The 24,628-nt window shown below is 70.0% G+C and carries 22 protein-coding genes and 2 tRNA genes; 12 read left to right on the top strand and 12 right to left on the bottom strand.

What is annotated here, in order from left to right; genetic code table 11:
- Positions 1–3 precede the first annotated feature (3 nt).
- The 3 genes from ACZ6K0_RS15000 to ACZ6K0_RS14990 all read left to right on the top strand — a co-directional run bounded on the left by ACZ6K0_RS15000 (position 4) and on the right by ACZ6K0_RS14990 (position 3,510).
- Positions 4–741 (top strand): response regulator transcription factor, encoded by a 738-nt coding sequence (locus tag ACZ6K0_RS15000; RefSeq protein ID WP_469233559.1) that lies wholly within the window; start codon positions 4–6, stop codon positions 739–741.
- A 157-nt stretch (positions 742–898) separates the two neighbouring features.
- A complete protein-coding gene (gene wecB / locus ACZ6K0_RS14995; protein ID WP_469233561.1) occupies positions 899–2,065 on the top strand; it encodes a non-hydrolyzing UDP-N-acetylglucosamine 2-epimerase in 1,167 nt (388 codons plus the stop codon).
- Between the two features lie 98 nt (positions 2,066–2,163).
- Complete coding sequence (locus ACZ6K0_RS14990; protein ID WP_469233563.1) at positions 2,164–3,510, top strand: glycosyltransferase family 2 protein; 1,347 nt, start codon at positions 2,164–2,166, stop codon at positions 3,508–3,510.
- A gap of 60 nt (positions 3,511–3,570) precedes the next feature.
- Here ACZ6K0_RS14990 and ACZ6K0_RS14985 read toward each other — a convergent pair whose 3' ends face one another.
- Positions 3,571–6,192, bottom strand: a complete 2,622-nt coding sequence (locus ACZ6K0_RS14985; protein WP_376405887.1) for a valine--tRNA ligase — start codon at positions 6,190–6,192, stop codon at positions 3,571–3,573.
- 138 nt (positions 6,193–6,330) lie between these two features.
- Between ACZ6K0_RS14985 and ACZ6K0_RS14980 the strand changes: the two genes are divergently transcribed.
- Together ACZ6K0_RS14980 and ACZ6K0_RS14975 are read left to right on the top strand one after the other, a co-directional pair.
- Positions 6,331–7,302: a hypothetical protein gene (locus tag ACZ6K0_RS14980; protein WP_376405885.1), complete on the top strand. Its 972-nt coding sequence runs from the start codon at positions 6,331–6,333 to the stop codon at positions 7,300–7,302.
- 289 nt (positions 7,303–7,591) lie between these two features.
- Positions 7,592–7,774 (top strand): hypothetical protein, encoded by a 183-nt coding sequence (locus ACZ6K0_RS14975; RefSeq protein WP_376405882.1) that lies wholly within the window; start codon positions 7,592–7,594, stop codon positions 7,772–7,774.
- 108 nt (positions 7,775–7,882) lie between these two features.
- Here the strand turns inward: ACZ6K0_RS14975 and clpX are convergent, their stop codons facing one another.
- The 5 genes from clpX to ACZ6K0_RS14950 form a co-directional block, all read right to left on the bottom strand.
- Positions 7,883–9,166, bottom strand: a complete 1,284-nt coding sequence (gene clpX / locus ACZ6K0_RS14970; RefSeq protein WP_024755522.1) for an ATP-dependent Clp protease ATP-binding subunit ClpX — start codon at positions 9,164–9,166, stop codon at positions 7,883–7,885.
- Between the two features lie 156 nt (positions 9,167–9,322).
- A complete protein-coding gene (locus tag ACZ6K0_RS14965) occupies positions 9,323–9,985 on the bottom strand; it encodes an ATP-dependent Clp protease proteolytic subunit (RefSeq protein ID WP_376405880.1) in 663 nt (220 codons plus the stop codon).
- A 62-nt stretch (positions 9,986–10,047) separates the two neighbouring features.
- Positions 10,048–10,665 carry an ATP-dependent Clp protease proteolytic subunit gene (locus tag ACZ6K0_RS14960; protein WP_365217508.1) on the bottom strand — a complete coding sequence of 206 codons (618 nt, stop codon included), beginning with the start codon at positions 10,663–10,665 and terminating at the stop codon, positions 10,048–10,050.
- A 242-nt stretch (positions 10,666–10,907) separates the two neighbouring features.
- Positions 10,908–12,293: a trigger factor gene (tig, locus tag ACZ6K0_RS14955; protein ID WP_376405877.1), complete on the bottom strand. Its 1,386-nt coding sequence runs from the start codon at positions 12,291–12,293 to the stop codon at positions 10,908–10,910.
- Between the two features lie 172 nt (positions 12,294–12,465).
- Positions 12,466–12,542, bottom strand: a tRNA-Pro gene (locus tag ACZ6K0_RS14950).
- A gap of 133 nt (positions 12,543–12,675) precedes the next feature.
- Between ACZ6K0_RS14950 and ACZ6K0_RS14945 the strand changes: the two genes are divergently transcribed.
- Positions 12,676–12,749 (top strand) — tRNA-Gly (locus ACZ6K0_RS14945).
- Positions 12,750–12,894: 145 nt separating this feature from the next.
- The gene (locus ACZ6K0_RS14940) at positions 12,895–13,359 is read left to right on the top strand and encodes an amphi-Trp domain-containing protein (RefSeq protein WP_469233567.1); all 465 of its coding nucleotides are present in this window, start codon (positions 12,895–12,897) and stop codon (positions 13,357–13,359) included.
- 11 nt (positions 13,360–13,370) lie between these two features.
- Here the strand turns inward: ACZ6K0_RS14940 and ACZ6K0_RS14935 are convergent, their stop codons facing one another.
- Both ACZ6K0_RS14935 and ACZ6K0_RS14930 read right to left on the bottom strand, forming a co-directional pair.
- Positions 13,371–13,565, bottom strand: a complete 195-nt coding sequence (locus ACZ6K0_RS14935; protein ID WP_024755527.1) for a hypothetical protein — start codon at positions 13,563–13,565, stop codon at positions 13,371–13,373.
- A 158-nt stretch (positions 13,566–13,723) separates the two neighbouring features.
- Positions 13,724–14,869, bottom strand: coding sequence for a PP2C family protein-serine/threonine phosphatase (locus ACZ6K0_RS14930; protein WP_376405873.1), 1,146 nt, complete (start codon positions 14,867–14,869; stop codon positions 13,724–13,726).
- A 106-nt stretch (positions 14,870–14,975) separates the two neighbouring features.
- On the opposite strand from ACZ6K0_RS14930, the gene ACZ6K0_RS14925 reads away from it, so the two are divergent.
- On the top strand, positions 14,976–16,205 hold the full coding sequence (locus tag ACZ6K0_RS14925; RefSeq protein WP_376405871.1) for a GNAT family N-acetyltransferase: 1,230 nt from the start codon (positions 14,976–14,978) through the stop codon (positions 16,203–16,205).
- Here ACZ6K0_RS14925 and ACZ6K0_RS14920 read toward each other — a convergent pair.
- Positions 16,202–17,020: an Fpg/Nei family DNA glycosylase gene (locus tag ACZ6K0_RS14920; RefSeq protein ID WP_376405869.1), complete on the bottom strand. Its 819-nt coding sequence runs from the start codon at positions 17,018–17,020 to the stop codon at positions 16,202–16,204. The genes ACZ6K0_RS14925 and ACZ6K0_RS14920 overlap by 4 nt on opposite strands.
- A gap of 11 nt (positions 17,021–17,031) precedes the next feature.
- On the bottom strand, positions 17,032–17,514 hold the full coding sequence (locus tag ACZ6K0_RS14915) for a ribose-5-phosphate isomerase (RefSeq protein ID WP_376405867.1): 483 nt from the start codon (positions 17,512–17,514) through the stop codon (positions 17,032–17,034).
- Between the two features lie 196 nt (positions 17,515–17,710).
- Between ACZ6K0_RS14915 and ACZ6K0_RS14910 the strand changes: the two genes are divergently transcribed.
- Positions 17,711–19,150, top strand: a complete 1,440-nt coding sequence (locus ACZ6K0_RS14910) for an amino acid permease (protein WP_376405865.1) — start codon at positions 17,711–17,713, stop codon at positions 19,148–19,150.
- A gap of 68 nt (positions 19,151–19,218) precedes the next feature.
- Here the strand turns inward: ACZ6K0_RS14910 and ACZ6K0_RS14905 are convergent, their stop codons facing one another.
- On the bottom strand, positions 19,219–19,812 hold the full coding sequence (locus ACZ6K0_RS14905) for a biotin transporter BioY (protein ID WP_376405863.1): 594 nt from the start codon (positions 19,810–19,812) through the stop codon (positions 19,219–19,221).
- A 254-nt stretch (positions 19,813–20,066) separates the two neighbouring features.
- On the opposite strand from ACZ6K0_RS14905, the gene ACZ6K0_RS14900 reads away from it, so the two are divergent.
- From ACZ6K0_RS14900 to ACZ6K0_RS14890, 3 genes are all read left to right on the top strand, one after another.
- Positions 20,067–21,440 carry an amino acid permease gene (locus tag ACZ6K0_RS14900; protein WP_376405861.1) on the top strand — a complete coding sequence of 458 codons (1,374 nt, stop codon included), beginning with the start codon at positions 20,067–20,069 and terminating at the stop codon, positions 21,438–21,440.
- Positions 21,441–21,556: 116 nt separating this feature from the next.
- Positions 21,557–22,975: an amino acid permease gene (locus ACZ6K0_RS14895; protein ID WP_376405858.1), complete on the top strand. Its 1,419-nt coding sequence runs from the start codon at positions 21,557–21,559 to the stop codon at positions 22,973–22,975.
- Between the two features lie 172 nt (positions 22,976–23,147).
- Complete coding sequence (locus ACZ6K0_RS14890) at positions 23,148–23,792, top strand: superoxide dismutase (protein WP_376405856.1); 645 nt, start codon at positions 23,148–23,150, stop codon at positions 23,790–23,792.
- 125 nt (positions 23,793–23,917) lie between these two features.
- Here ACZ6K0_RS14890 and ACZ6K0_RS14885 read toward each other — a convergent pair whose 3' ends face one another.
- The gene (locus tag ACZ6K0_RS14885; protein ID WP_376405854.1) at positions 23,918–24,550 is read right to left on the bottom strand and encodes a mycothiol-dependent nitroreductase Rv2466c family protein; all 633 of its coding nucleotides are present in this window, start codon (positions 24,548–24,550) and stop codon (positions 23,918–23,920) included.
- Positions 24,551–24,628 lie beyond the last annotated feature (78 nt).

Here is a 24,628-nt window from a genome sequence, read left to right as displayed (position 1 = left end):
CCCGTGACCAGACTGCTGATCGTGGAGGACGACCCGGACCTCGCCCTGGCCCTGCGGGTCCTCCTCACCCGGCGCGGGTACGAGGTCTCGGTGGCTGGCGACGGCCGCGAAGGCCTCCGTCTCCTCTTCGCGGAACGCCCGTCCCTGATGGTCCTGGACCTCGTCCTCCCCGAACTCGACGGCTGGGAGGTCCTCGACCGCACCCGGGACATGAGCGACCTGCCGGTCCTCGTCCTCTCCGGCCTCGGCGACGTCGACGACCGGGTCCGCGGGCTGCGCTCGGGTGCCGACGACTACCTGGTCAAGCCCTTCGACCGGACGGAGCTGCTGGCCCGCGTCGAGGCCCTCCTGCGCAGGTCGGGGCCCCAGCACTGGGCGGGCGCACACGTCGAGGAGGACCTGCGCCTCGTGCCGGAGCGGCGCGCGGCGCTCTGGCAGGGCAGCGAGATCCGGCTCAGCGACATCGAGTACCGCCTGCTCCAGGTCCTGGTCCGCAACCGCGGCCGGGTCGTCACCACCGAGCAGCTCCTCGACCAGGTCTGGGACGACGCGCTGGCCATCGGCCGCGACCGGGTGAAGTTCGCGGTGCTCCGCCTCCGCCGCAAGCTCCGCACCGCCGGCGGCCCCCACTCCCGCGACCCCCTGGAAGCGGTACGGGGCCTGGGCTACCGCTACGAGAGCGCGGACCGCCCGGCGGTACGGTCCCGGGGCTCGGCGGCGGGCGGCCCGGGCGCGGGGTGACCCGCTTCGGGCGCGGGCGCGGGGTGACCCGACTCACCCCGGAGCAGGGCCGGAAGTCCCGACCGGACGTCCCGATCTCCCCGCCCCGCCGCATGGCAACCGTTCCGCAACCGAACGCCACCGGAGCGCGCGACCGTCACCGGTCAGCGTCTACGGCATGAAGACTCTTCCCGCCCGCAGTGTCGCCGTCGTCCTCGGTACCCGCCCGGAACTCGTCAAGCTCGCCGAGCTCATCCGGGCCCTCGGTCCCGCCGCCCGGGTCGTCCACACCGGCCAGCACTACGACGACGCGCTCTCCGGCAGCTTCCTCGACGAGCTGGGGCTGCCGGAGCCGGAGTACCTCACCGGGGTCGGCGGGCAGCCCCGGGCCGTCCAGGTCGCCGCCGCGCTCAGCGGCCTCGACGAGCGCTTCGCCGCCGAGCCGCCGCTCGCCGTCGTCGTCCAGGGCGACACGAACGCCGCGCTCTCCGGCGCCCTCGCCGCCAACGCCCGCTCCGTCCCGCTCGTCCACGTCGAGGCGGGGCTGCGCAGCCACGACCGGGCCATGCCCGAGGAGCACAACCGGGTCCTCATCGACCGGCTCGCCGACGTCCTGTGCGCGGCCACCCCCGACAACCGCGACCTGCTCCTCGCCGAGGGCGTGCCCGAGGAGCGGATCGCCGTCACCGGGAACACCGTCGTCGAGGCCGTCCACGACCACCTCCCGCCGCCGGAGGAGCGGGCGCGCCTGCTCGCCGTCAGCGGTCTCGCACCCGACGGCTACGTCCTGGCGACCGTCCACCGCCCGGAGAACACCGACGAGCCCGCCGCGCTCGCCGCCGTCCTGGAGGAGCTCGCCGCACTCGCCCGCGAGCTGCCGGTCGTCCTCCCCCTCCACCCCCGCACCCGCGCCCGGATCGAGGCGGCGGGCCTGCTGCCGCTCCTCGACGGGCTGACGGTGCTGCCCCCGGCCGGCTACGGCACCTTCCTCGCGCTCGCCCGGCACGCGGCGCTGATCGTCTCGGACTCCGGCGGCATCCAGGAGGAGACGACGGTCCTCGGCCGCCCGCTGGTCGTCGTCCGCCGCTCCACCGAACGCCCCGAGTCCCTCGCCGACTTCGCCGACCTCGTCGAGCCGGGCCCCGGGATCGGCGAGGCGGCCCGCCGCCGTCTCGCGGAGGGCGGGCTCGGCCTGCGCCGCCTGGGCACGCTCCCCAGCCCGTACGGCGACGGCACCGCGTCGGACCGGATCGCCGGGCTGCTCAGGGACCTGATCACCGAGCGCGGCGCGGACCCGGCCGTCCCGGCCCCGCGCACGCCCGCGCCCCACGCCACGGCCGCCTGAGCCACCCGGCCCGCACCCGTCCCCGGCCCACACCCATCCCCCGGCCGTACCCGCCCCCGGCCCGCATCCGCCGCCCCCGACCCCCACCGGAGACCCCCATGAGTTTCCACCTCCTGCTGTACGTCTTCCCGTTCCTCCTCCTCGTCTGCTTCCTCGCCTACTGGGCCGGCGCCCGGTACGCCTACGCGCGCCGCCGCCCCTCCGAGCTCGGCGACCCGACCGCGTACGACTGGCACTTCTTCGTCCCCTGCCGCGACGAGGAAGCCGTCATCGCGACCACGGCCACCCGGTTGCGCGGCGACTTCCCCACCGCCCACGTCTGGGTCATCGACGACGCGAGCGACGACCTCACCGCCCCGATCGTCACCGCCCTCGCCGACCGGGACCCCCACGTCCACCTGGTCTCCCGGCGGCGCCCCGACGCGCGGATCGGCAAGGGCGCGGCCCTCAACGCCGCCTACACGGAGCTGAACGCCCACCTCGGCGACGACGCCGACCGCGCCCGCGTGATCGTCTGCGTCGTCGACGCCGACGGCCAGGTCTCGCCCGACGCCCTCGCGCACGCCGCAGGACCGGACGCCTTCGCCGACCCCGACATGGGCGGCGTGCAGATCGGCGTACGGATGCGCAACATCGACGACGAGCACCCGCTCGCCGACCGGGGACGCCTCGCCAACGCCTACGCCCGCCTCCTCGTCCGCATGCAGGACGTCGAGTTCGCCGTCTCCAACACCGGCATGCAGCTCCTGCGCCGCCGCACCGGCTCCGTGGGCCTCGGCGGCAACGGCCAGTTCACCCGCCTCACCGCCCTCGACCGCATCGCCGCCGCCGAGCGCCGCCCCTGGCAGCAGGACGCGCTCCTGGAGGACTACGAGCTCGGCCTCCACATGCGCCTCGCCGGCTACCAGGTCACCCACCTCGCCGACACGTGGGTGACCCAGGAAGCGCTCCCGTACACCCGCCGCTTCCTCACCCAGCGCACCCGCTGGGCCCAGGGCAACATCACCTGCGTGCGGTACGCGAGCCGCATCGTCGGCTCCCGCCACTACAAGGCCCGCGGCGTCCTGGAATCGCTCTACACCTTCTTCCAGCCCCTCGCCCACCTCGGGACGCTCGTCCTCACGGCCGTCATGCTGTTCGCCCTCGTCCTCGGCGGCGCCGCGTCCGACGTGATCCTCGCCGCCTGGCCCCTCGCGCTCGCCCTCGCGGTCGTCTCGATCGTCCCGTTCCTGCTCTGGGGCCCGGTCTACCGCCGCGAGTTCGCCCCGGACCGCTCCCGGATCAAGGGCCTGCTGTGGGGGTTCGCGCTCTGGCTGTACGCGTACCACCTGTTCGTCGTCTCGGCCCGCGGCTTCGTCCGCCTCGTCCGCGGCCGCACCGGCTGGGCCAAGACCCGCCGCAACTCCGAGACGGCGGGCGTCGGCCCGGTCGCCACGGAGTCCTGACGGGTACGCGGAAGGGGCCCGGAACCGTGTACCGGTTCCGGGCCCCTTCCCTGTGCCTTGCTACGCCTGCGGCAGGTTCGCCAGCTGCGTCTGGATACGGGCGATGTCCTCGTCCGCCTTGGCGAGGCGGGTACGGATCTTGTCGACCACGTTGTCCGGGGCCTTGGCGAGGAAGGCCTCGTTGCCGAGCTTCCCGTTCGCCTGGGCCTTCTCCTTCTCGGCGGCCGCGAGGTCCTTCGCGAGACGCTTGCGCTCGGCGGCCACGTCGATCGTGCCCGACAGGTCGAGCGCGACCGTCGCCCCGGCGACCGGCAGGGAGGCGGTGGCGGAGAAGCCCTCGCCCTCCGGCTGGAGGCGCAGCAGCTGACGGATGGCCGCCTCGTGCGGGGCCAGCGCGGTACCGGTCACGTCCAGCCTGGCCGGAACCTTCTGACCGGGCTGGAGACCCTGGTCGGAACGGAAGCGGCGGACCTCGGTGACGACCTGCTGGACCAGCTCGATCTCCTTCTCGGCGGCCTCGTCCCGGAAGCCACTGTCCTTCGGCCAGTCGGCGACGACCAGCGACTCACCGCCGGTGAGGGTGGTCCACAGGGTGTCCGTGACGAACGGGACGATCGGGTGCAGCAGGCGCAGGGTGACGTCGAGGACCTCACCGAGGACACGGGCCGAGACCTTGGCCTGCTCGCCGCCGTCGAAGAAGGTCGTCTTGGACAGCTCGACGTACCAGTCGAAGACCTCGTCCCACGCGAAGTGGTAGAGGGCGTCGGCGAGCTTCGCGAACTGGTAGTCGTCGTAGAAGGCGTCCGCCTCGGAGACGACCTTGTTCAGTCGCGAGAGGATCCAGCGGTCGGTCGCCGACATGTCCGCGACGTCCGGCAGCGGGCCCTCGACCGTGGCGCCGTTCATCATGGCGAAACGGGTCGCGTTCCAGATCTTGTTGGCGAAGTTCCGGGACGCCTGGACCCAGTCCTCGCCGATCGGGACGTCGACACCCGGGTTGGCGCCCTTGGCCAGGGTGAACCGCAGGGCGTCGGAGCCGTACTTGTCCATCCAGTCCAGCGGGTTGACCGTGTTCCCGAACGACTTCGACATCTTCTTGCCGAACTCGTCGCGGACCATGCCGTGGAACGCGATCGTGCGGAACGGCGGCTGACCGTCCATCGCGTACAGACCGAACATCATCATCCGGGCGACCCAGAAGAACATGAGGTCGTAGCCGGTGACCAGGACGGAGTTCGGGTAGAACTTCTCCAGATCCGGCGTCTGCTCCGGCCAGCCCATCGTCGAGAACGGCCACAGGCCGGACGAGAACCACGTGTCGAGGACGTCGGTGTCCTGCGTCCAGCCCTCGCCCGTGGGCGCCTCGTCGTCGGGGCCGACGCAGACCAGCTCGCCGTTCGGGCCGTGCCAGACGGGGATGCGGTGGCCCCACCACAGCTGGCGCGAGATGCACCAGTCGTTGAGGTTGTCGACCCAGTCGAAGTACCGCTGCGACATGTCGGCCGGGTGGATGTTCACCTGACCGTCGCGGACCGCGTCGCCGGCGGCCTTGGCCAGCGTCTCGACCTTGACCCACCACTGCAGCGACAGACGCGGCTCCAGCGTCGTCTTGCAGCGCGAGCAGTGCCCGACGGAGTGGGAGTACGGACGCTTCTCGGCGACGATCCGGCCCTCGGCGCGCAGGGCGGCGACGATCGCGGAGCGCGCCTCGAAACGGTCCAGGCCCTGGAAGGGGCCGTGGACGGTGATGATGCCGCGCTCGTCGAGGACCTCGATGGATTCGAGGTCGTGGCGCTGGCCGATGGCGAAGTCGTTCGGGTCGTGCGCGGGGGTCACCTTGACGGCGCCCGTGCCGAACTCCGGGTCGACGTGCGTGTCGGCGACGACCGGGATCGTACGGTCGGTCAGCGGCAGCTTGATCTGCTTGCCGATCAGGTGGGCGTAGCGCTCGTCGTCGGGGTGGACGGCGACGGCGGTGTCACCGAGCATCGTCTCCGCGCGGGTCGTGGCGACGACGATGGTGTCGTCACCCTCGCCGTACTGCATGGAGACGAGCTCACCGTCGTCGTCCTGGTAGTCGACCTCGATGTCGGAGATGGCCGTCAGACAGCGCGGGCACCAGTTGATGATGCGCTCGGCGCGGTAGATCAGGCCGTCGTCGAACATCTTCTTGAAGACGGTCTGGACGGCACGGGACAGGCCCTCGTCCATGGTGAAGCGGTCCCGGCTCCACGCCAGGCCCTCGCCGAGGCGGCGCATCTGGCCGGCGATCTGACCGCCGGACTCGGCCTTCCACTCCCAGACGCGCTCGACGAAGGCCTCGCGGCCCAGGTCGTGGCGGGACTTGCCCTCCTTGGCGAGCTCGCGCTCGACGACGTTCTGGGTGGCGATGCCGGCGTGGTCCATGCCGGGCTGCCACAGCGTCTCGAAGCCCTGCATGCGCTTGCGGCGGGTGAGGGCGTCGATCAGCGTGTGCTCGAAGGCGTGGCCCAGGTGGAGCGATCCGGTGACGTTCGGCGGCGGGATGACGATGGTGTACGCGGGCTTCTCGCTCTTCGCGTCGGCCTCGAAGTACCCGCGCTCTACCCAGCGCTCGTACAGCGGCCCCTCTACCTCGGCCGGCGCGTACTGGGTCGGCAGTTCGGTGGTGGGCGCTGTCTGCTGCTGAGTGTTCTCGGTCACGGGCCCAGTTTAGGGGTGTCGCCGCCCCGTCCCGAAACGCTTTGGTTCGGTAACGGTGTGGCCCCCGCCGCACTTCCGCTCCGGCGGTTCCGCCAGGATGTTCGCTAGGCATAAACATCCTGTGAGGGGAACCTGTCGATGAGCTACAACCAGCCCGGCCCGTACGGCGGCCAGCCGCCCCAGCAGCCCGGGCCCTACGGCCAGCCGGGCCCGTACGGCCAGCAGCCGCAGCAGCCGGGCCCGTACGGCCAGCCGCAGGCTCCGCAGCCGGGTTACGGGTACCCCCAGCAGGCCCCGCAGGGCGTCCCCCCGCAGCAGCCGCCGTACGGCTACCCGCAGCCCCAGCAGCCCGCCCCCTACGGCCAGCAGCCCCAGTACGGCGCCCCCCAGGGCCCCGGCGGCTACGTCCCGCACCCGCCGGCCCCGAAGAAGTCGAAGACGGGCCTGATCATCGGCGCGGTCGCGGTCGTCGCTGCGATCGGCGTCGGCGCGTACTTCCTGCTCGGCGGCGGTGGAAACGGTGCCGTTGCCGACGACACCAAGGGCTACAAGATCACTCCCGCGTCCGCCATCGGCGATTACAAGAAGGAGGGCGCCGACAAGAGCGGCGACCTGACCGACAAGCAGAAGGCCAGCGCCGACGCCATGGGGATCAAGAACCCGAAGGCGGTCCAGGCTTCCTACAAGTCCGGCGGCTCCACCGACCCGCTCAAGGGCAAGAGCATGGGCCTGAACGGCATGTGGGGCGAGATCGCCGACCCTGAGAAGGCGCTCGACACCGCGTTCGCGAACTACCAGAAGGACCAGGCCGGCGAGGCCGAAGGCCTGAAGGTGACCCCGGTCGGCAGCCCGGAGAGCAAGACGCCGGCCGGTTTCGAGGGCGCTCTGATGAAGTGCCAGAACCTCACGCTCGAAAGCACCAAGACGGAGACCACCCCCGGCCCGAAGTCGTTCACGGTGCCCACGTGCATCTGGGCGGACTACAGCACCCTGGGCGTCGTCAACGTCATGGACCTGTCCACCATGATGACCGGCGGCCAGGGAGCCACCCTGGACCAGGTCGCCGAGCTGACGGCCCAGCAGTACAAGGCATCCCGCAGCAAGGGATAGCCCGCCCCACCAGGCCCATGCCTTCCATCCGGCCCGACAGGGACGCCAATACGGTTCTGTCGGGCCAGGACGGGAGGCTTCTTCTACGCCTCCAACACGTCAGTGGGCGCGCTTACAGGCCTCGGCCGCGACCGCCCCATCCACGCTGATGTTCACAAGCCCGCGGAAACAGTTCGGGTTGTACACCCAGCCGACGACTGTGGACCACGCCTCATGTGAGCAAGCCGCGTACACCTTGGGTCCCACAAGGTAGCCGCTGTTCTTGACGTAGTTCAGACAACCGGAATACATGGAGGCCGATGCCGACGCCGGCGAGGCCATCGTGATCGGCGTGATGACAGCGGCCGCTGCGATGCCTGCCGCGGCCAGTGCCCGGGTGACCTTCATGGATCTCATCGACAACCCCTCGCTCAACTCTGAATACGTTGCACACACAGGCAACCACGAGTTGATCAACGGCGTAGGCACGTGATGCGAGTTCCGGCTTGAACGGTTCGCTAAATGACGGGCGAGTGCTGAAAGTACGGGCCGGTAGAACCTTCGTCGAAGGTTCTACCGGCCCGTACAGGAAGGCGAGCGACTACGCGCTCTTCTCGTGCCTGCCGTCGTTCTTCACGATCCGGGGGACCAGCGTCGGGTTGACGTTGTTCCGGACGACGTCCGCCGTGATGACGACCCGGGCCACGTCCTTGCGGGACGGGACCTCGTACATCACCGACTGGAGGACCTCCTCCATGATGGCGCGCAGGCCGCGCGCGCCGGTGCCGCGCAGGATCGCCTGGTCGGCGATGGCCTCCAGGGCCGGGCGGTCGAAGTCCAGCTCCACGCCGTCGAGTTCGAAGAGACGCTGGTACTGCTTCACGAGCGCGTTGCGCGGCTCGACGAGGATCTGGAGGAGCGCCTCGCGGTCCAGGTTGTGGACCGAGGTGAGGACGGGGAGACGGCCGATGAACTCCGGGATCATCCCGAACTTCACCAGGTCCTCCGGCATGACCTCCTGGAACTGGTCGCTCGCCTCGATCTCGCGCTTGGAGCGGATGGTCGCCCCGAAGCCGATGCCCTTGGCGCCCGCCCTCGACTCGATGATCTTCTCCAGGCCGGCGAAGGCGCCGCCCACGATGAAGAGCACGTTCGTCGTGTCGATCTGGATGAACTCCTGGTGCGGGTGCTTCCGGCCGCCCTGCGGCGGTACGGAGGCGGTGGTGCCCTCCAGGATCTTGAGGAGGGCCTGCTGGACGCCCTCACCGCTCACGTCACGCGTGATCGACGGGTTTTCGCTCTTACGGGCGACCTTGTCGATCTCGTCGATGTAGATGATCCCGGTCTCGGCCTTCTTGACGTCGTAGTCGGCCGCCTGGATCAGCTTGAGCAGAATGTTCTCGACGTCCTCGCCGACATAGCCGGCCTCCGTCAGCGCCGTCGCGTCGGCGATGGCGAACGGGACGTTGAGCATGCGCGCCAGCGTCTGGGCCAGGAGCGTCTTGCCGGAGCCCGTGGGGCCCAGCAGCAGAATGTTGGACTTCGCCAGTTCGATGGCGTCGTCCCGCCCCGCCCCGCCGCCGTTCTCGCCGGCCTGGACGCGCTTGTAGTGGTTGTACACCGCGACCGAGAGGGCCTTCTTCGCGGGCTCCTGCCCGACGACGTATCCCTCGAGGAACTCGTAGATCTCGCGGGGCTTGGGGAGTTCCTCCCACCGCACCTCGCTCGTCTCCGCGAGTTCTTCCTCGATGATCTCGTTGCAGAGGTCGATGCACTCGTCGCAGATGTACACACCGGGTCCTGCGATGAGCTTCTTCACCTGCTTCTGGCTCTTTCCGCAGAACGAGCACTTGAGCAGGTCGCCGCCATCACCGATGCGTGCCACGAGGTGCTTCCCCTTCGCCTGGGAGTGCTTGGTTCAGCTACTCCTGGTGCCTCATATTCGACGGTACCTTGCCGGGCCCCCCGTTCGGGCCCCCCTTGGCACGGTTCACATGGACGGGAATGCGTCATGTGCTCCGTGCCGAGGGAAGGTCGGGCGTCAGCGCTCCGAGGAGGCCGTGCTCTTGCGGGTCGAGACGATCTGGTCGACCAGGCCGTACGCGAGAGCGTCCTCGGCGGTCAGGATCTTGTCACGCTCGATGTCCTCGCGGATCTTCTCGATCGGCGTCGAGGAGTGCTTCGCCAGCATCTCTTCCAGCTGGCTGCGCATCCGCAGGATCTCGCGGGCCGCGATCTCCAGGTCGGAGAGCTGCTCGCGGCCGGTGCCGCCGGAGGGCTGGTGGATCAGCACGCGCGCGTTCGGCAGGGCCATCCGCTTGCCGGGCGTACCGGCGGCGAGCAGCACGGCCGCGGCGGAGGCCGCCTGGCCCATGCAGACCGTCTGGATGTCCGGCTTCACGAACTGCATCGTGTCGTAGATCGCCGTCAGCGCGGTGAAGGAGCCACCGGGGCTGTTGATGTAGATGGAGATGTCGCGGTCCGGGTCCATCGACTCCAGGCACAGGAGCTGCGCCATGACGTCGTTGGCGGAGGCGTCGTCGATCTGCACGCCGAGGAAGATCACGCGCTCCTCGAAGAGCTTCGCGTACGGGTCGTACTCGCGGACGCCCTGCGAGGTGCGCTCGACGAAGCGCGGAACGACGTAGCGGTTGTCCATCGGCGCGCCGGTGTAGAGGCCGCTCGCGGAGAGGTTGTTCTGCATCTGGGTGTTCACCGTCCTGGTGGCGTTCGGTGGGCTGGGGCTCTGGGGCTGGCTACCGGCGCTCAGGCGCCCGTGCCGCCACCGCCCGGAACGCCCGCGGCGTGCGTGATGATGTCGTCGATGAGGCCGTAGTTCTTGGCCTCGTCCGCGGTGAACCAGCGGTCGCGGTCACCGTCGCGGATGATCGCCTCGACGGTCTGACCGGAGTGCTGCGCGGTGATCTCGGCCATGCGCTTCTTCGTGCGAAGGAGGTACTCGGCCTGGATCTTGATGTCGGAGGCGGTGCCGCCGATGCCGGCGGAGCCCTGGTGCATCAGGATGTCGGTGTTCGGCAGCGCGAAGCGCTTGCCGGGGGCGCCGGCGGTCAGCAGGAACTGGCCCATGGAGGCCGCCATGCCCATACCGATGGTGACGACGTCGTTCGGAATGAACTGCATGGTGTCGTAGACGGCCATGCCGGCCGTCACCGAGCCGCCGGGGCTGTTGATGTACAGGAAGATGTCCTTCTCCGGCTCGGCGGCCAGGAGGAGCATCTGAGCGGTGATCTTGTTGGCGATCTCGTCGTCGACCTGCTGGCCGAGGAAGATGATCCGCTCGCCGAGCAGCCGGTTGTAGACATGGTCGCCGAGGCCGCCACCGATGGACGGCTCACCCGCGGCGTAAGGCTTCAGATTCGTCACGTATCCACCTGCTCGTCTCCGACGGCGAAGGCCGTCTCAGCGTCTCGTTCCGAGGGCATTGCCCTCGTATTCATGGACCCTAACGCGCAGGTAGGACAACGCCATCCCGGTTCCCGAACTGTTCGCTGGGAGCGCAAGGTCGGCGGCCGCGCGTAACCGGGCCGGGTACGTCCACGGGCCCGTACGCACAGCAGTGCGCACGGGCCCGTGGAGCGGCGTTCCGCGCCGGGGCGCGAAGCCGCTTACTTGTCCTCGGAGACCTCGGCCTCGCCGGTGACGGCCTCGACGGCCTCAGCGGCGGTCTCGACCTCGTCCTCGTCGTCGGAGAGGTCGACGACCTCACCGTTGGTGTCGAGGACCTTGGCGGCCTCGACGACAACCGCGAGGGCCTTGCCGCGGGCGACCTCGCCGACGAGCATCGGCACCTGGCCGCCCTGGGCCACGGCCTGGGCGAACTGGTCGGGGCTCATGCCGGAGGAGGCGGCACGACGGAAGAGGTGCTCGGTGAGCTCCTCGCGGGAGACCTCGAGCTTCTCCTTGTTGACGAGCTCATCGAGGATGAACTGCGTCTTGATGCCCTTCTCGGCCTGCTCCTTGGTCTCGGCCAGGAACTCTTCCTCGGTCTTGCCCTGGAGCTCCAGGTACTTCGCGAGGTCGATGCCCATCTGGCCGAGCTGGTGGTGCTCCAGGTTGTGCTTGCGGGTGTTGATCTCGTCCTCGAGAAGCTTCTCGGGCATCGGGACCTCGACCAGCTTGAGGAGCTCGTCGAGGACGCGCTCCTGGGCCTGGGTGGCCTGGTCGAACTGCTTCATGTTCTCGAGGCGCTTGCGGCTGTCGGCCTTGAGCTCGTCGAGGGTGTCGAACTCCGACGCCATCTGCGCGAACTCGTCGTCCAGCTCGGGAAGCTCACGGGCGGCGACGGTGGTGACCTTGACGGTGACCTCCGCGTCCTTGCCCTCGGCGGAGCCGCCCTTCAGCTGCGAGGTGAAGGTGGCCTCGCCACCGGCCTCCAGGCCCTTGACGGCCTCGTCGATGCCGTCGAGCAGCTCGCCGGAACCGATGGTGTACGAGACACCGTCGGCGACACCGTCGGGCAGGACCTCGCCGTCGACCTTGGCCTCGAGGTCGATGGTGACGACGTCGCCGTCCTGGGCGGCCCGCTCGACCGTGGACGTCGAGGCGAAGCGCTCACGGAGCTGCTCCACCGACTTCTCGATGTCCTCGTCCGTGACCTCGATCGGGTCGACGGTGACCTCGATGCCGGAGTAGTCCGGGATCTCGATCGTCGGGCGGATGTCGACCTCGGCGGTGAAGGCCAGCAGTTCGCCGTCCTTCAGCTCCGTGATGTCGACCTCGGGCTGACCCAGCGGGTTGACCTCGGCCTCGTTGACGGCCTCGGTGTAGAACTTCGGGAGCGCGTCGTTGACGGCCTCTTCCAGCACGGCGCCGCGGCCGAACCGCTGGTCGATCACGCGAGCCGGGATCTTGCCCTTACGGAAGCCCTTGACCGTGACCTGCTGGTTGATCTTCTTGTACGCCGCGTCGAGGCTGTCCTTGAGCTCCTCGAAGGGCACCTCGACAGTGAGCCGAACCCGAGTCGGGTTCAGGGTCTCCACGGCGCTCTTCACGGTTAGGTCTCCTTGTGGCTGATTCCTGGAAACCACCGGTTCCGCGTCTCGGCGGTTCCGGTGGGTCGGCCCGGTCAGAAAGACACACGGGCACGCAGCTTGCATAGTAACCGCAAGCGGGGAGGCAGCCACAACGTGATCAAGAACGCGACCGGTGGGCGCGTGATCGTCATGGTCGGGGTGGCGGGATTTGAACCCACGGCCTTCCGCTCCCAAAGCGGACGCGCTACCAAGCTGCGCCACACCCCGTCGGTGCGACACGTAGGGTACATGGACGGGGACAGTGCGGCGCCCCCCGTTTCAAGGGGTGTGCACGAAGGTCCCCCGACCGGCTAACATGCTCTTCGTGCCGCGGTCCTGGTGACCTGCGGCGCGATGCTGTGCGGGTGTAGCTCAATGGTAGAGCACTAGTCTTCCAAACTAGCTACGCGGGTTCGATTCCCGTCACCCGCTCCACGGTCTCAGGGCCGGTCCGGAGAAGCCTCTCCGGACCGGCCCTGAGGCGTTTCCGGCAGCTCCTTCCGGAGGCTCGCGAGATGCCGGGTCCCGCGGGGTCGCGCAGACTGGGCTCAGCCCGTCTCCCGCCGCACCGGAGGTAGCGATGAAGGACCTGAAGTTCGAGCAGAAGCGCTCGCTGTCCCGCCATGAGGCGGCCGATCAGCTGGCCGCGCTCGCCGCCGCCCTGCGGGAGGGCGGCGAGGCCGAACTGGAGCTGGGGTCCGGGACGCTGAGCCTGCACATCCCGGACAGGCTCCGCAGCGAGGTGGAGTTCGAGGTCGGCGACGGGGAGATCGAGCTGGAGATCGAGCTCAAGTGGTCGACGCACGGCCCCCGGGAGGCGGCACCGCCGAGTACCGCGGTCTCGGGCAGTGACATGGGGGCGAAACGATCCGCCCCGCGGCCGACCGGGACGGCGAGGACGGCCACGACGGCCGCCAGGCCGGCGAACGGCCCCAAGGACTCCAAGCCGGCCAAGGCTGCCAAGCCCTCGGCCAAGGCGGCCAAGCCGTCGACCAAGACGACCAAGACAGCCAAGGCCACCAAGACGGTCAAGCCCGCGAAGTAGTCCGGGGCTCGTCAGAACTTGATGGAGCCGACCGTCTGCGTTATCGAGTCCAGGAAGCGCTGGATGTCGTCGGCCATGCCGGTGGAGGCGAGGAAGAAGCCGAAGAGCACGGCGATCACGGCCGGTCCGCCCTTGAGGTTCCCCCCGCGGATCAGCACCACCAGGATGATTGCCAACAGCAACACCACAGACAGTGAAATGGCCACAACTGATCACACCCTCGGTCGGTCCCGCCTTGCCCGCCGGGGAGCGACGCACGTCGCACACCACCCCCCGCTGCCTCCATGGTGCCATCAACTCCCATGCCCCCGCCGCCTCGTGACGAATCGTCGTGGAGAAGATCACGTCACACGGGGACGTCCGGTCAGGCGCGACGGGAGATGAGCAGCAGCGCCCGGTCGTCGTTGACGTCCTTGGCGACGGCCTCGATCAGGTGCCAGGTGACGCCGTCGAAGCCCTCGGCGACGCAGCGGTCGGCCTCGCCGGTGAGGCGGTCGATCCCCTCGGCGATGTCCCGGTCGGCGGCCTCGACGAGGCCGTCGGTGAAGAGCATGAGGACGTCGCCGGGCCGCAGCGCGCCCTTGACCGGGTGGAACTCGGCCCCGTCGTAGACGCCGAGGAGGGGACCGTCGGCGGCCTTCTCCTCCCAGCGGCCGCTGCCCGCGTGGAGCTGGAGCGCGGGGAGATGGCCGGCGGAGAAGAGTTCGTAGTCGCCGGAATCCAGGTCGAGGACGAGGTGGATGGAGGTGGCGAAGCCCTCATCCCAGTTCTGGCGGAGCAGGTAGCCGTTGGCGGCGGGCAGGAAGCCGTGCGGCGGGAGCGAGCCGAGGAGGCCGCCGAAGGCTCCGGAGAGCAGCAGGGAGCGGGAGGCCGCGTCCATGCCCTTGCCGGAGACGTCGGTGAGGACGACCTCCAGGGTGCGGCCGCCGTGGGTGCGGGCGGCGACGACGAAGTCGCCGGAGAAGGACTGGCCGCCGGCCGGGCGGAGCGCCATCTCGCGGTGCCAGCCCTGCGGGAGCCGGGGCAGGGCGCTCTGGACGCGGATGCGTTCGCGCAGGTCGAAGAGCATGGTGCCGCCGCGTCGCCAGGGCACGCCGACCCGGGCGCGGAACTGGGCGATGAGGAGTCCGAAGAGTCCGCAGGCGGCGACGGTGAGGACGGTGCCGGGGGTGACCCGGGCGGGGCCCTGGGTGTACGGGCCGAGGACGACGGACTCGACGATGAGGGCGCCGGCGGCGGCCGCGTACAGGCCGAGGAGGCTGGCGGGGCGCAGCAGCAGCCCGCCGGCCACGATGGGCAGGACGAGCGCGGCCGGCGCGCACCAGACGGGGTCGAGCAGGGTGCCGCAGGCGATGGCCGGAATCATCAGCAGGAGTCCGGCGAAGGCGAGCCAGTCGGAGCCGTCCCCGCGGAAGTAGTCGACGCCGGACTTGCGCAGCGCGATGCGGGCCCGGCGGGCGCGCCTGCGCATCCGGGCCGCGTACGTGTTCACTCCCGCGCGGTGTCCCATTGGCCTGGACCCTATCCACCTCGTCCGACATCGTGCAGGGGTACCCCGGTGACAATGTGCGCGAAATCGGGTCGCCCCGGACGCGCGCCGCTGATATCGATGGCATATGACGACTGAACTGCGCGTACTCGAACCGACGGACTGGGACCGCTGGTACGAGGTTCTGGAGCTGGCGTTCGGGGGCGTGGCGGAGGCTCCGGAGGAGCGGGCGCTGTGGCGCGACCTGACCGAGTTCGACCGCTCCCTGGGGGTGTGGGACGGCGACCTGTGCGTGGGCACGGCGGGTGCCTTCTCGTTCCGGCTCACGGTGCCGGGCGGGGCTTCGGTGCCGGCCGGCGGGGTGACGATGGTGAGCGTGGCGGGGACGCACCGCCGGCGCGGGATCCTGACCTCGATGATGCGGCGGCAGCTGGACGACCTGCGGGCCGCCGGCGAGTCGGTCGCGGTGCTCACGGCCTCGGAGCCGGAGATCTACGGGCGGTTCGGCTACGGCATCGCCGCGTACTCGGCGCGGACCACGATCGACACGACCCGGGTACGGCTCTCTGTGCCGGAGGGCACGGACGGGGTCACTTTGCGCCAGGCCGATCTGACGGAGTCCAACGCGGTGTGCGAGGCGGTCTACGCGAAGCTGGTGCCCGGACGGCCGGGGATGCTGGCCCGGCAGCCCGGGTGGGAGCGGCTGGCGCTGCTCGACGCGCCTGCCGACCGGGAGGGTGCCTCGCCGAAGCTGTGCGTGCTCGCGGAACGGGGCGGGGAGGTCGTGGGGTTCACGCACTACGCGATCAAGCCGGAGTGGTCGTTCTCGGGCGCCGACGGTGTCGTCACGGTCCATCAGCTGATGGGGCTCGACGCGGTGGCGGAGGCGGCGCTGTGGCGGTTCCTCTGCTCGGTGGACCTGACCCGGGAGGTACGGCTCCTCAGCCGGCCGGTGGACGACGGCTGGCAGCACCTGGTGAGCGATGTACGGCGCTGCTCGCCGATGCTGCGGGACGGTCTGCACGTGCGTCTGGTGGAGGTGGGTGCGGCGCTGGAGGCGCGGACGTACCAGGCGCCGGTGGACGTGGTGTTCGAGGTCGAGGACGCGTTCTGTCCCTGGAACGAGGGACGTTGGCGGCTGACGGGTGACACGAAGGGCGCGACGTGCGTCCGGACCTCGGATCCGGCGGACCTCGAACTGTCCGTGCGGGAGCTGGGCGCGGCGTACCTGGGCGGGGTGTCGCTGGTGTCGCTGGCGGCGGCGGGGCGCGTGCGGGAGCTGCGGGAAGGTGCGCTCGTGGAGGCGTCGGTCGCCTTGGGGTCCCCGGTGGCGCCGTGGCTGCCGCACGGGTTCTAGGGGGTCTGGCAGCCGGGGCACCAGAAGAGGTTGCGGGCGGCGAGGTCGGCGGTGCGGATCTCGTCGCCGCAGATGTGGCAGGGCTGGTGGGTCCTGCGGTAGACGTACACCTCGCCGCCGTGGTCGTCGACGCGCGGCGGGCGGCCCATCGCCTCGGGCGTGTGCTCGGGGCGGACGGTGTCGATGCGGTTGAGGCGGACGCCCTCGCGCATCAGCGCGGCGAGGTCGGTCCAGATCGCGTCCCACTCCCCCGGTGTCAGGTCCTTGCCCGCGCGGTAGGGGTCGATGCCGTGCCGGAAGAGGACCTCGGCGCGGTAGACGTTGCCGACGCCGGCGATGACCTTCTGGTCCATGAGCAGGGCGGCGACGGTGGTGCGGGACTTCGAGATCCGGCGCCAGGCCTTGCCGGGGTCGTCGCCGGGCCGGAGCGGGTCGGGTCCGAGGCGGTCGTGTATCGCCTGCTTCTCGGCGTCCGTGACGAGCGCGCACGTCGTGGGGCCGCGGAGGTCGACGTACGCCTCGGGGTTGGCGAGCCGCAGCCGGACGGTGTCGGTGGGCGGCGGGGCCGGGGCGCCGGTGGTGTCCCCGAAGGTCACCTTGCCGAAGAGGCCGAGGTGGATGTGGATCCACTCCTCGCCGCGGAAGCCGAGGAAGAGGTGCTTGCCGTGGGCCTCGGTGGTCTCCAGGACGCCGCCGTCGAGCAGGGCCGCCGAGTCGGCGAACTTGCCCTGCGGGCTGGAGACGCGCACGGGTCGGCCGCCGAACCGCTCACGGTGGTCGGCGGCCAGCCGGTGGATGGTGTGACCTTCGGGCATCGGGCGGCGGACTACTGCGGGTGGTGGGCCGGGATCGGGGGGAGCTCGCCGGTGTTCTCGTAGTGGCTGAGCATGTCGATCCGGCGGGTGTGGCGCTCGTCACCCGAGTACGGCGTGTTCAGGAAGATCTCGACGAACTTCGTCGCCTCTTCCTGGGTGTGCATGCGGCCACCGACGGAGATCACGTTGGCGTTGTTGTGCTCGCGGCCGAGGGCGGCGGTCTGCTCGCTCCAGGCGAGGGCGGCGCGCACCCCCTTCACCTTGTTCGCGGCGATCTGCTCGCCGTTGCCGGAGCCGCCGATGACGATGCCCAGGCCGTCCGGGTCCGCGGCCGTCTTCTCGGCGGCGCGGAGGCAGAACGGCGGGTAGTCGTCGAGGGCGTCGTAGATGTGCGGACCACAGTCGACGGGCTCGTGGCCGTGTGCCGTGAGCCACTCGACGAGGTGGTTCTTGAGTTCGTAGCCGGCGTGGTCGGAACCGATGTAGACGCGCATGGTGCCGAGTGTGGCATGTCAGGGCGCGGGTAGCGGTCAGCGGGGTCGGGACGTTCACCCGGCCTGGTATGGACCTTCGCCTCTCGCGGAGTGGTCCTCACAACTATCCGGAATGAGGTCTTCCGATCACCCCCTCTCACAGGGTTCAATGCTCGGGCTCGCGACCCGAGCGTCCCCCACACGTTAGGAAGCGTTCATGAACACGCAGCCGACCCTGGAGAAGGAAGGCGGAACGGCCGGTACGGCCGATACTCCGCAGTCCTCCGACGGTCTCAAGGCCGGGCTCAAGAACCGTCATCTGTCGATGATCGCCATCGGCGGCGTGATCGGCGCCGGCCTCTTCGTCGGCTCGGGATCCGGCATCGCCGCGGCCGGCCCCGCGATCCTGCTCTCCTACGCGCTCGTCGGCGCCATGGTCGTCTTCGTGATGCGGATGCTCGGCGAGATGGCCGCCGCCCGGCCGTCCTCCGGCTCCTTCTCCGCCTACGCCGACCGGGCCCTCGGCCGCTGGGCCGGCTTCAGCATCGGCTGGCTGTACTGGTTCTTCTGGGTCGTCGTCCTCGCCGTCGAGGCGACCGCGGGCGCCAAGATCCTGGAGGGCTGGATCCCGGCCGTACCGCAGTGGGGCTGGGCGCTCATCGTGATGGTGGTGCTCACCCTCACCAACCTCGGCTCGGTCGCCTCGTACGGCGAGTTCGAGTTCTGGTTCGCCGGCATCAAGGTCGTGGCCATCGGCGCCTTCGTCGTCATCGGCCTGCTCGCGGTCTTCGGCGTCCTGCCGGGCTCGGACAACCCGGGCACGGGCTTCGCGCACCTCACCGACGCCGGGGGCTTCTTCCCGATGGGCGCGGGCGCGGTCCTCACCGGTGTGCTGATGGTCGTCTTCTCCTTCATGGGCAGCGAGATCGTCACCCTGGCCGCCGGTGAGTCGGAGGACCCGCAGAAGGCGGTCACCAAGGCCACCAACAGCGTGATCTGGCGGATCGGCGTCTTCTACCTGGGCTCGATCTTCGTCGTCCTGACGCTGCTGCCGTGGAACGACAAGTCGATCGTCGAGAAGGGCTCGTACGTCGCCGCCCTCGACTCCATCGGCATCGCGCACGCCGGCCAGATCATGAACGTGATCGTCCTGACGGCCGTCCTGTCCTGCCTGAACTCGGGCCTCTACACCGCTTCCCGCATGGCGTTCTCGCTCGGGCAGCGCGGCGACGCGCCGAAGGCCTTCGCCAAGGTCAACAAGCGGGGCGTGCCGACGGCCGCGATCCTCGGCTCCGTCGTCTTCGGCTTCGTCGCGGTCTTCTTCAACTACAAGTGGCCGGACACCGTCTTCGCCTTCCTGCTGAACTCCTCCGGCGCGGTCGCGCTCTTCGTCTGGCTGGTCATCTGCGTGACCCAGCTGAAGATGCGCGGCATCATCCTGCGCGAGACGCCGGAGAAGCTGGTCGTGAAGATGTGGCTCTTCCCGTACCTGACCTGGGCGACGATCGTCATGATCGTCGGCGTCCTCGGCTACATGGTCTACGACGGCGGCAGCAACCGCGACCAGGTCGTGCTGTCCCTGCTCGTCGCCGCGCTGGTCATCGCGATCGCGCTGGTCCGGCAGCGGATGGCGAAGGCGTCGGCCGAGCGCCCGTAGTCCCCGCACGTACGAGAGGGCCCGTCGTTCCCCCGGAACGACGGGCCCTCTCGCGTACCGCGACGTGCTCAGCCCTTGCGGCCGACGAGCTTCCAGGCGGCCGGCAGGACGCCCATGGCGAGCGCGGCCTTGAGCGCGTCGCCGATCAGGAACGGGGTGAGGCCCGCGGCGACGGCCTGGCCGAAGGTCATGCCGGTGGCGAGCGCCAGGTAGGGCACGCCGACCGCGTAGATGATCGCGGAGCCGAGGGCCATCGCGCCGGCCGTGCGGAGCACCGAGCGGTCGGCGCCGCGGCGGGCGAGGGCGCCGACGACGGTCGCGGCGAGCATCATGCCGAGGATGTAGCCGAAGGACGGCATCCCGTAGCCCGAGGTGGCCTGCGCGAACCACGGCACGCCCGCCATGCCCGCCACGGCGTACGCGGCGAGGGCCAGGAAGCCGCGGCGGGCGCCGAGCGCGGTGCCGACGAGCAGGGCGGCGAAGGTCTGGCCGGAGACCGGGACCGGGGAGCCGGGGACCGGGACGGAGATCTGCGCGGCGAGGCCGGTCAAGGCGGCGCCGCCGACGACCAGGGCGATGTCGCGGGCGCGGCTCGCGGGGAGCAGGTCGGCGAGGACGGCGCCCGCACGGAGGGGACGGACGGGGGCGGCGGCGGTGCTCATCGGTACTCCGCGGGGTGAGGGTGAGTGGGACAGGTTGACGCTATGCCAGGAGTGACCGCCCGATCACCGTCAGCCGCCCACAAAGCGGCGGTCGAGCGCTTCGTGGAGACCGAACAAAGCCGGCCGATCACGCCTCGCGCCACGTGACGCTTGTCACTGGGAACTCGTGCATGGAGGTCCCTTTTGCGCCAGAGGACCTTCACTGGAGAGACTGTGGGGTCTCCATAAACCGTCAGAGAGCACGAGCCCCCCACATGCACGACTCCCTCACCCCCGAACCGGAGCCCCTCTCCCACGGTCTGAAACAGCGTCATCTGACGATGCTGGGGCTCGGCGGGGTGATCGGCGCCGGGCTCTTCGTCGGTTCGGGCGCGGGCATCGCGGTCGCCGGTCCCGGCATCGTCGTCTCGTACCTGATAGCGGGCGCGCTCGCGATGCTCGTCATGCGGATGCTGGGCGAGATGTCGGCGGCGATGCCCGCCTCCGGGGCGTTCTCGGTCCACGCCGAGCGGGCGCTCGGCCGCTGGGCGGGCTTCTCGGTTGGCTGGCTGTACTGGTTCCTGCTGGTCGTCGTCCTCGCCGTGGAGGCGACGGGCGCGGCGCGGATCGCGAACGGCTGGGCGCCGGGGGTCCCGCAGTGGGGCTGGGTGCTGATCTTCATGGTCGTCTTCACCCTCGCCAACCTGGCGGCGGTGAAGAACTTCGGCGAGTTCGAGTTCTGGTTCGCCGCGCTCAAGGTCGGCGCGATCGTCCTCTTCCTGATCCTCGGCACGCTGGCGATCGTCGGCCGGCTGCCCGACACGGACCCGGTGGGGCTCGCGAACCTGACCGGTCAGGGCGGTTTCCTGCCGAACGGCTGGGCGGGGGTCGTCTCCGGTGTCCTCGCCGTCGTCTTCGCCTTCGGCGGCCTGGAGGTCGTGACGATCGCGGCGGCCGAGTCGGACGACCCGGCGAGGAACGTGGCGCGGGCGGTGCGCAGCGCGGTGTGGCGGATCCTCCTCTTCTACGTGGGCTCGATGCTGGTCATCGTGACGCTGCTGCCGTGGACGTCGATGGAGCCGGGCCAGTCGCCGTACGTGGCGGTCCTGGACGCGATCGGGGTGCCGGCGGCGGGCCAGATCATGAACGTGGTGGTGTTCGTGGCGCTGCTCTCGGCGCTCAACGCCAACCTGTACGGCTCGTCCCGGATGGTGTTCTCGCTCGCGGAGCGCGGGGAGGCGCCGAAGGGGCTGCTCCGGGTCTCGCCCGGCGGGGTGCCGCGCCGGGCGGTCCTCGCCTCGGTGGCCTTCGGCTTCGTCTCCGTACTCCTCAATCTAAAGTGGCCGGATTCCGTCTTCCTCTACATGCTCAACGCGGTCGGCGCGGTGCTGCTCTTCGTCTGGGCTCTGATCGCGGTCTCGCAGCTGAAGCTGCGGCGCCGGATCGAGCGCGAGGCACCGGAGACGCTGACGCTGAGGATGTGGGGTTTCCCGTGGCTGACCTGGGTGGCGCTCGCCGCGATGGCGGCGGTGCTCGTCCTGATGCTGACGGACGACGCGGCGCGGCCGCAGGTGCTGTGGTCGGGGGCGGCGACCGGGGCGGTCCTACTGGTCGCGTGGGTGCGGGAGCTGCGTACGAACCGGTCATGAACCTTCACTTTGTGTGAAGGTCGTGCCCGTATAGCGGACATCGGTTCCCTCTGAGCGGTGCGCCCGCCCAGACTGTGGGCTCCCTCCCCGTCTCAGCTAGTGAACAGGGTTCGCCCATGTCTCGGACCACCGCGCCCGCGCCGGCCGACCGCAAGGACGGCGCGACCGCACCCGCCGAGGGCCTCACGCACGGCCTCAAGCAGCGCCACCTCTCGATGATCGCCCTCGGTGGCGTCATCGGTGCCGGCCTCTTCGTCGGCTCCGGCGCCGGCATCGCCGCCGCCGGTCCCTCGATCGTCATCGCCTACGCGATCTCGGGTGTGCTCGTCATGCTCGTGATGCGCATGCTCGGCGAGATGTCGGCGGCGAACCCGGCCTCCGGCTCCTTCTCCGTCCACGCCGAGCGCGCCTTCGGCTCCTGGGCGGGCTTCACCTCGGGCTGGGCCTTCTGGTTCCTGCTCTGTGTCGCCGTCGGCCTGGAGGGCATCGGCGCGGCGAACATCATGACCGGCTGGTTCCCCGGCAGCCCCGAGTGGGCCTGGGTCGCGCTCTTCATGGTGGTCTTCACCGTCACCAACCTGGCGGCCGTGAAGAACTTCGGCGAGTTCGAGTTCTGGTTCGCCGCCCTCAAGGTCGGCGCGATCGTCCTCTTCCTCGGCATCGGCGTCCTCGCCATCACCGGTCTCCTGCCGGGCACGGACGCCCCCGCGCCCGGCACGACGAACCTCACCGGCGACGGCGGCTTCTTCCCGCACGGCTCCGAGGGTCTGATCGTCGGCCTGCTCGCCTCCGTCTTCGCGTACGGAGGCCTGGAGACGGTCACCATCGCGGCCGCCGAGTCCGAGCACCCGGTGCAGGGCGTCGCCAAGGCCGTCCGTACGGCGATGTGGCGGATCGCGCTCTTCTACATCGGCTCGATGGCGGTCATCGTCACCCTCGTCCCGTGGGACGACAAGGCGGTCGTCGAGAAGGGCCCGTACGTCGCGACCCTGGACCACCTGGGCATCCCGGCCGCCGGCCAGATCATGAACGTGGTCGTGCTCGTCGCCCTGCTCTCCGCGATGAACGCCAACATCTACGGCGCCTCCCGCATGGCCGGTTCGCTCGTCGCGCGCGGCCAGGGTCCGAAGGCGCTCGGCCGGCTCTCCGGCGGGGTCCCGCGCGCGGCCGTGCTCGTCTCCTCCGTCTTCGGCTTCGGCTGCGTGCTGCTGAGCTACTGGCGGCCGGACGACATCTTCATCTGGCTGCTCAACACCATCGGCGCGATCATCCTCGTCGTCTGGTTCTTCATCGCCGCCTCCCAGCTGGTGCTGCGCCGCCGCACCGAGCGCGAGGCGCCGGAGAAGCTGGTCGTGCGGATGTGGGCCTTCCCGGTGCTGACCTGGGTGGCGCTGGCCGGCATGGCGGCGATCTTCTTCCTGATGGCCCGCGAGGAGGGCACGCGCGTGCAGCTGTACTGGACGGGCGGCCTGACGCTGCTGCTCGCCGCCGTCGGCTTCGTACGCCAGAAGGCGGCGGCGGGCCGTCCTTCCTGATCCGTACCGCCTCGGCGCGAAACCCCCGAACCGCCTCCTGGGTTCGGGGGTTTCGCCATGTCCGGGCCCCCGGACCTAGGGCGAAGGACTGATCAACAACTCCCGCACCTACTGTTAGCCTGCACTTGCATATAGGTTGCAATAAGCAGGAGCAGTCGAAGGGGCCGGGCACATGGCGATCTACACACTTCCTGAGCTGCCGTACGACTACGCGGCGCTGGAGCCGGTGATCAATCCGCAGATCATCGAGCTGCACCACGACAAGCACCACGCCGCGTACGTCAAGGGCGCGAACGACACCCTGGAGCAGCTGGAGGAGGCCCGCGACAAGGACCAGTGGGGCGCGATCAACGGCCTGGAGAAGAACCTCGCGTTCCACCTCTCCGGCCACATCCTCCACTCCATCTACTGGAACAACATGAACAGCCCGAAGGACGGGGGCGGCGGCGAGCCGCTGGCCGCCGACGGCGTCGGTGAGCTCGCGGACGCGATCACCGAGTCCTTCGGCTCCTTCGCCAAGTTCAAGGCCCAGCTGACGAAGGCCTCCGCGACCACCCAGGGCTCCGGCTGGGGTGTCCTCGCGTACGAGCCGATCAGCGGCCGGCTGATCGTCGAGCAGGTCTACGACCACCAGGGCAACGTCGGCCAGGGCTCGGTCCCGGTCCTCGTCTTCGACGCCTGGGAGCACGCCTTCTACCTGCAGTACAAGAACCAGAAGGTGGACTTCATCGAGGCGATGTGGCAGGTCGTCAACTGGCAGGACGTGCACAAGCGCTACCAGGCGGCCAAGGCCTCGATCCCGCTGATCTCGTTCTGATCAGAGCCTGAGAAGGCACCCGTCGTCCTGCTCGTGATCGTCTTCTCAACCTTCACGTCGCAGGCGGATGAAAGAAGGACCCCCGCGATGACAGGAATCGCGGGGGTCCTTCCGTTCACGGGGTCCTACTCGAAGCTGGGCGCCGCCGTCCGGGTGCGCTTGATCTCGTAGAAGCCCGGCGTCGACGCCACGAGCAGCGTGCCGTCCCACAGCCGGGCCGCCGCCTCGCCGCGCGGGGTCGGGGTGACGACCGGGCCGAAGAAGGCGACCTCGTCGCCCGTCGGGCCCGGCACCGCGATGACCGGGGTGCCGACGTCCTGGCCGACCTTGTCGATGCCCTCGCTGTGCGAGGCGCGCAGCTCGGTGTCGTACGTGTCCTTCTCCGCGAAGTCCGCGAGGTCCTCCGGCAGGCCGACGTCCGTCAGCGCGCCGACGATCGCCTCACGCGTCGGGCCCTCGCCGTTGTTGTGGAAGCGGGTGCCGAGCGCCGTGTAGAGCTTGCCGACGACCTCGTCGCCGTGCAGCTGCTGGGCGGCGACGACGACGCGGACCGGGCCCCAGGCCTGGGTCAGCAGCTCGCGGTACTCGGCCGGGAGCTCGTCGAGCCGGTTCTCGTTGAGCACGGCCAGGCTCATGACCTTCCAGCGCACGTCGACCGGGCGCACCTGCTCCACCTCCAGCATCCAGCGGGAGGTCATCCAGGCCCACGGGCACATCGGGTCGAAGTAGAACTCTGCGGTGGTCCTGCTCTCGGACATGTCACTCCTCGGTACTGCCGTGATGAAGGCGGTGCGCCGAAAGGAGCAAACGCCACGGGCGAGCGAAGGCATTCCCGT

The sequence above is a fragment of the Streptomyces sp. NPDC042346 genome (assembly GCF_055581845.1).
The sequence above is the reverse complement of the archived record's forward strand: the minus strand, read 5'-3'. Positions and strand labels throughout refer to the sequence as shown.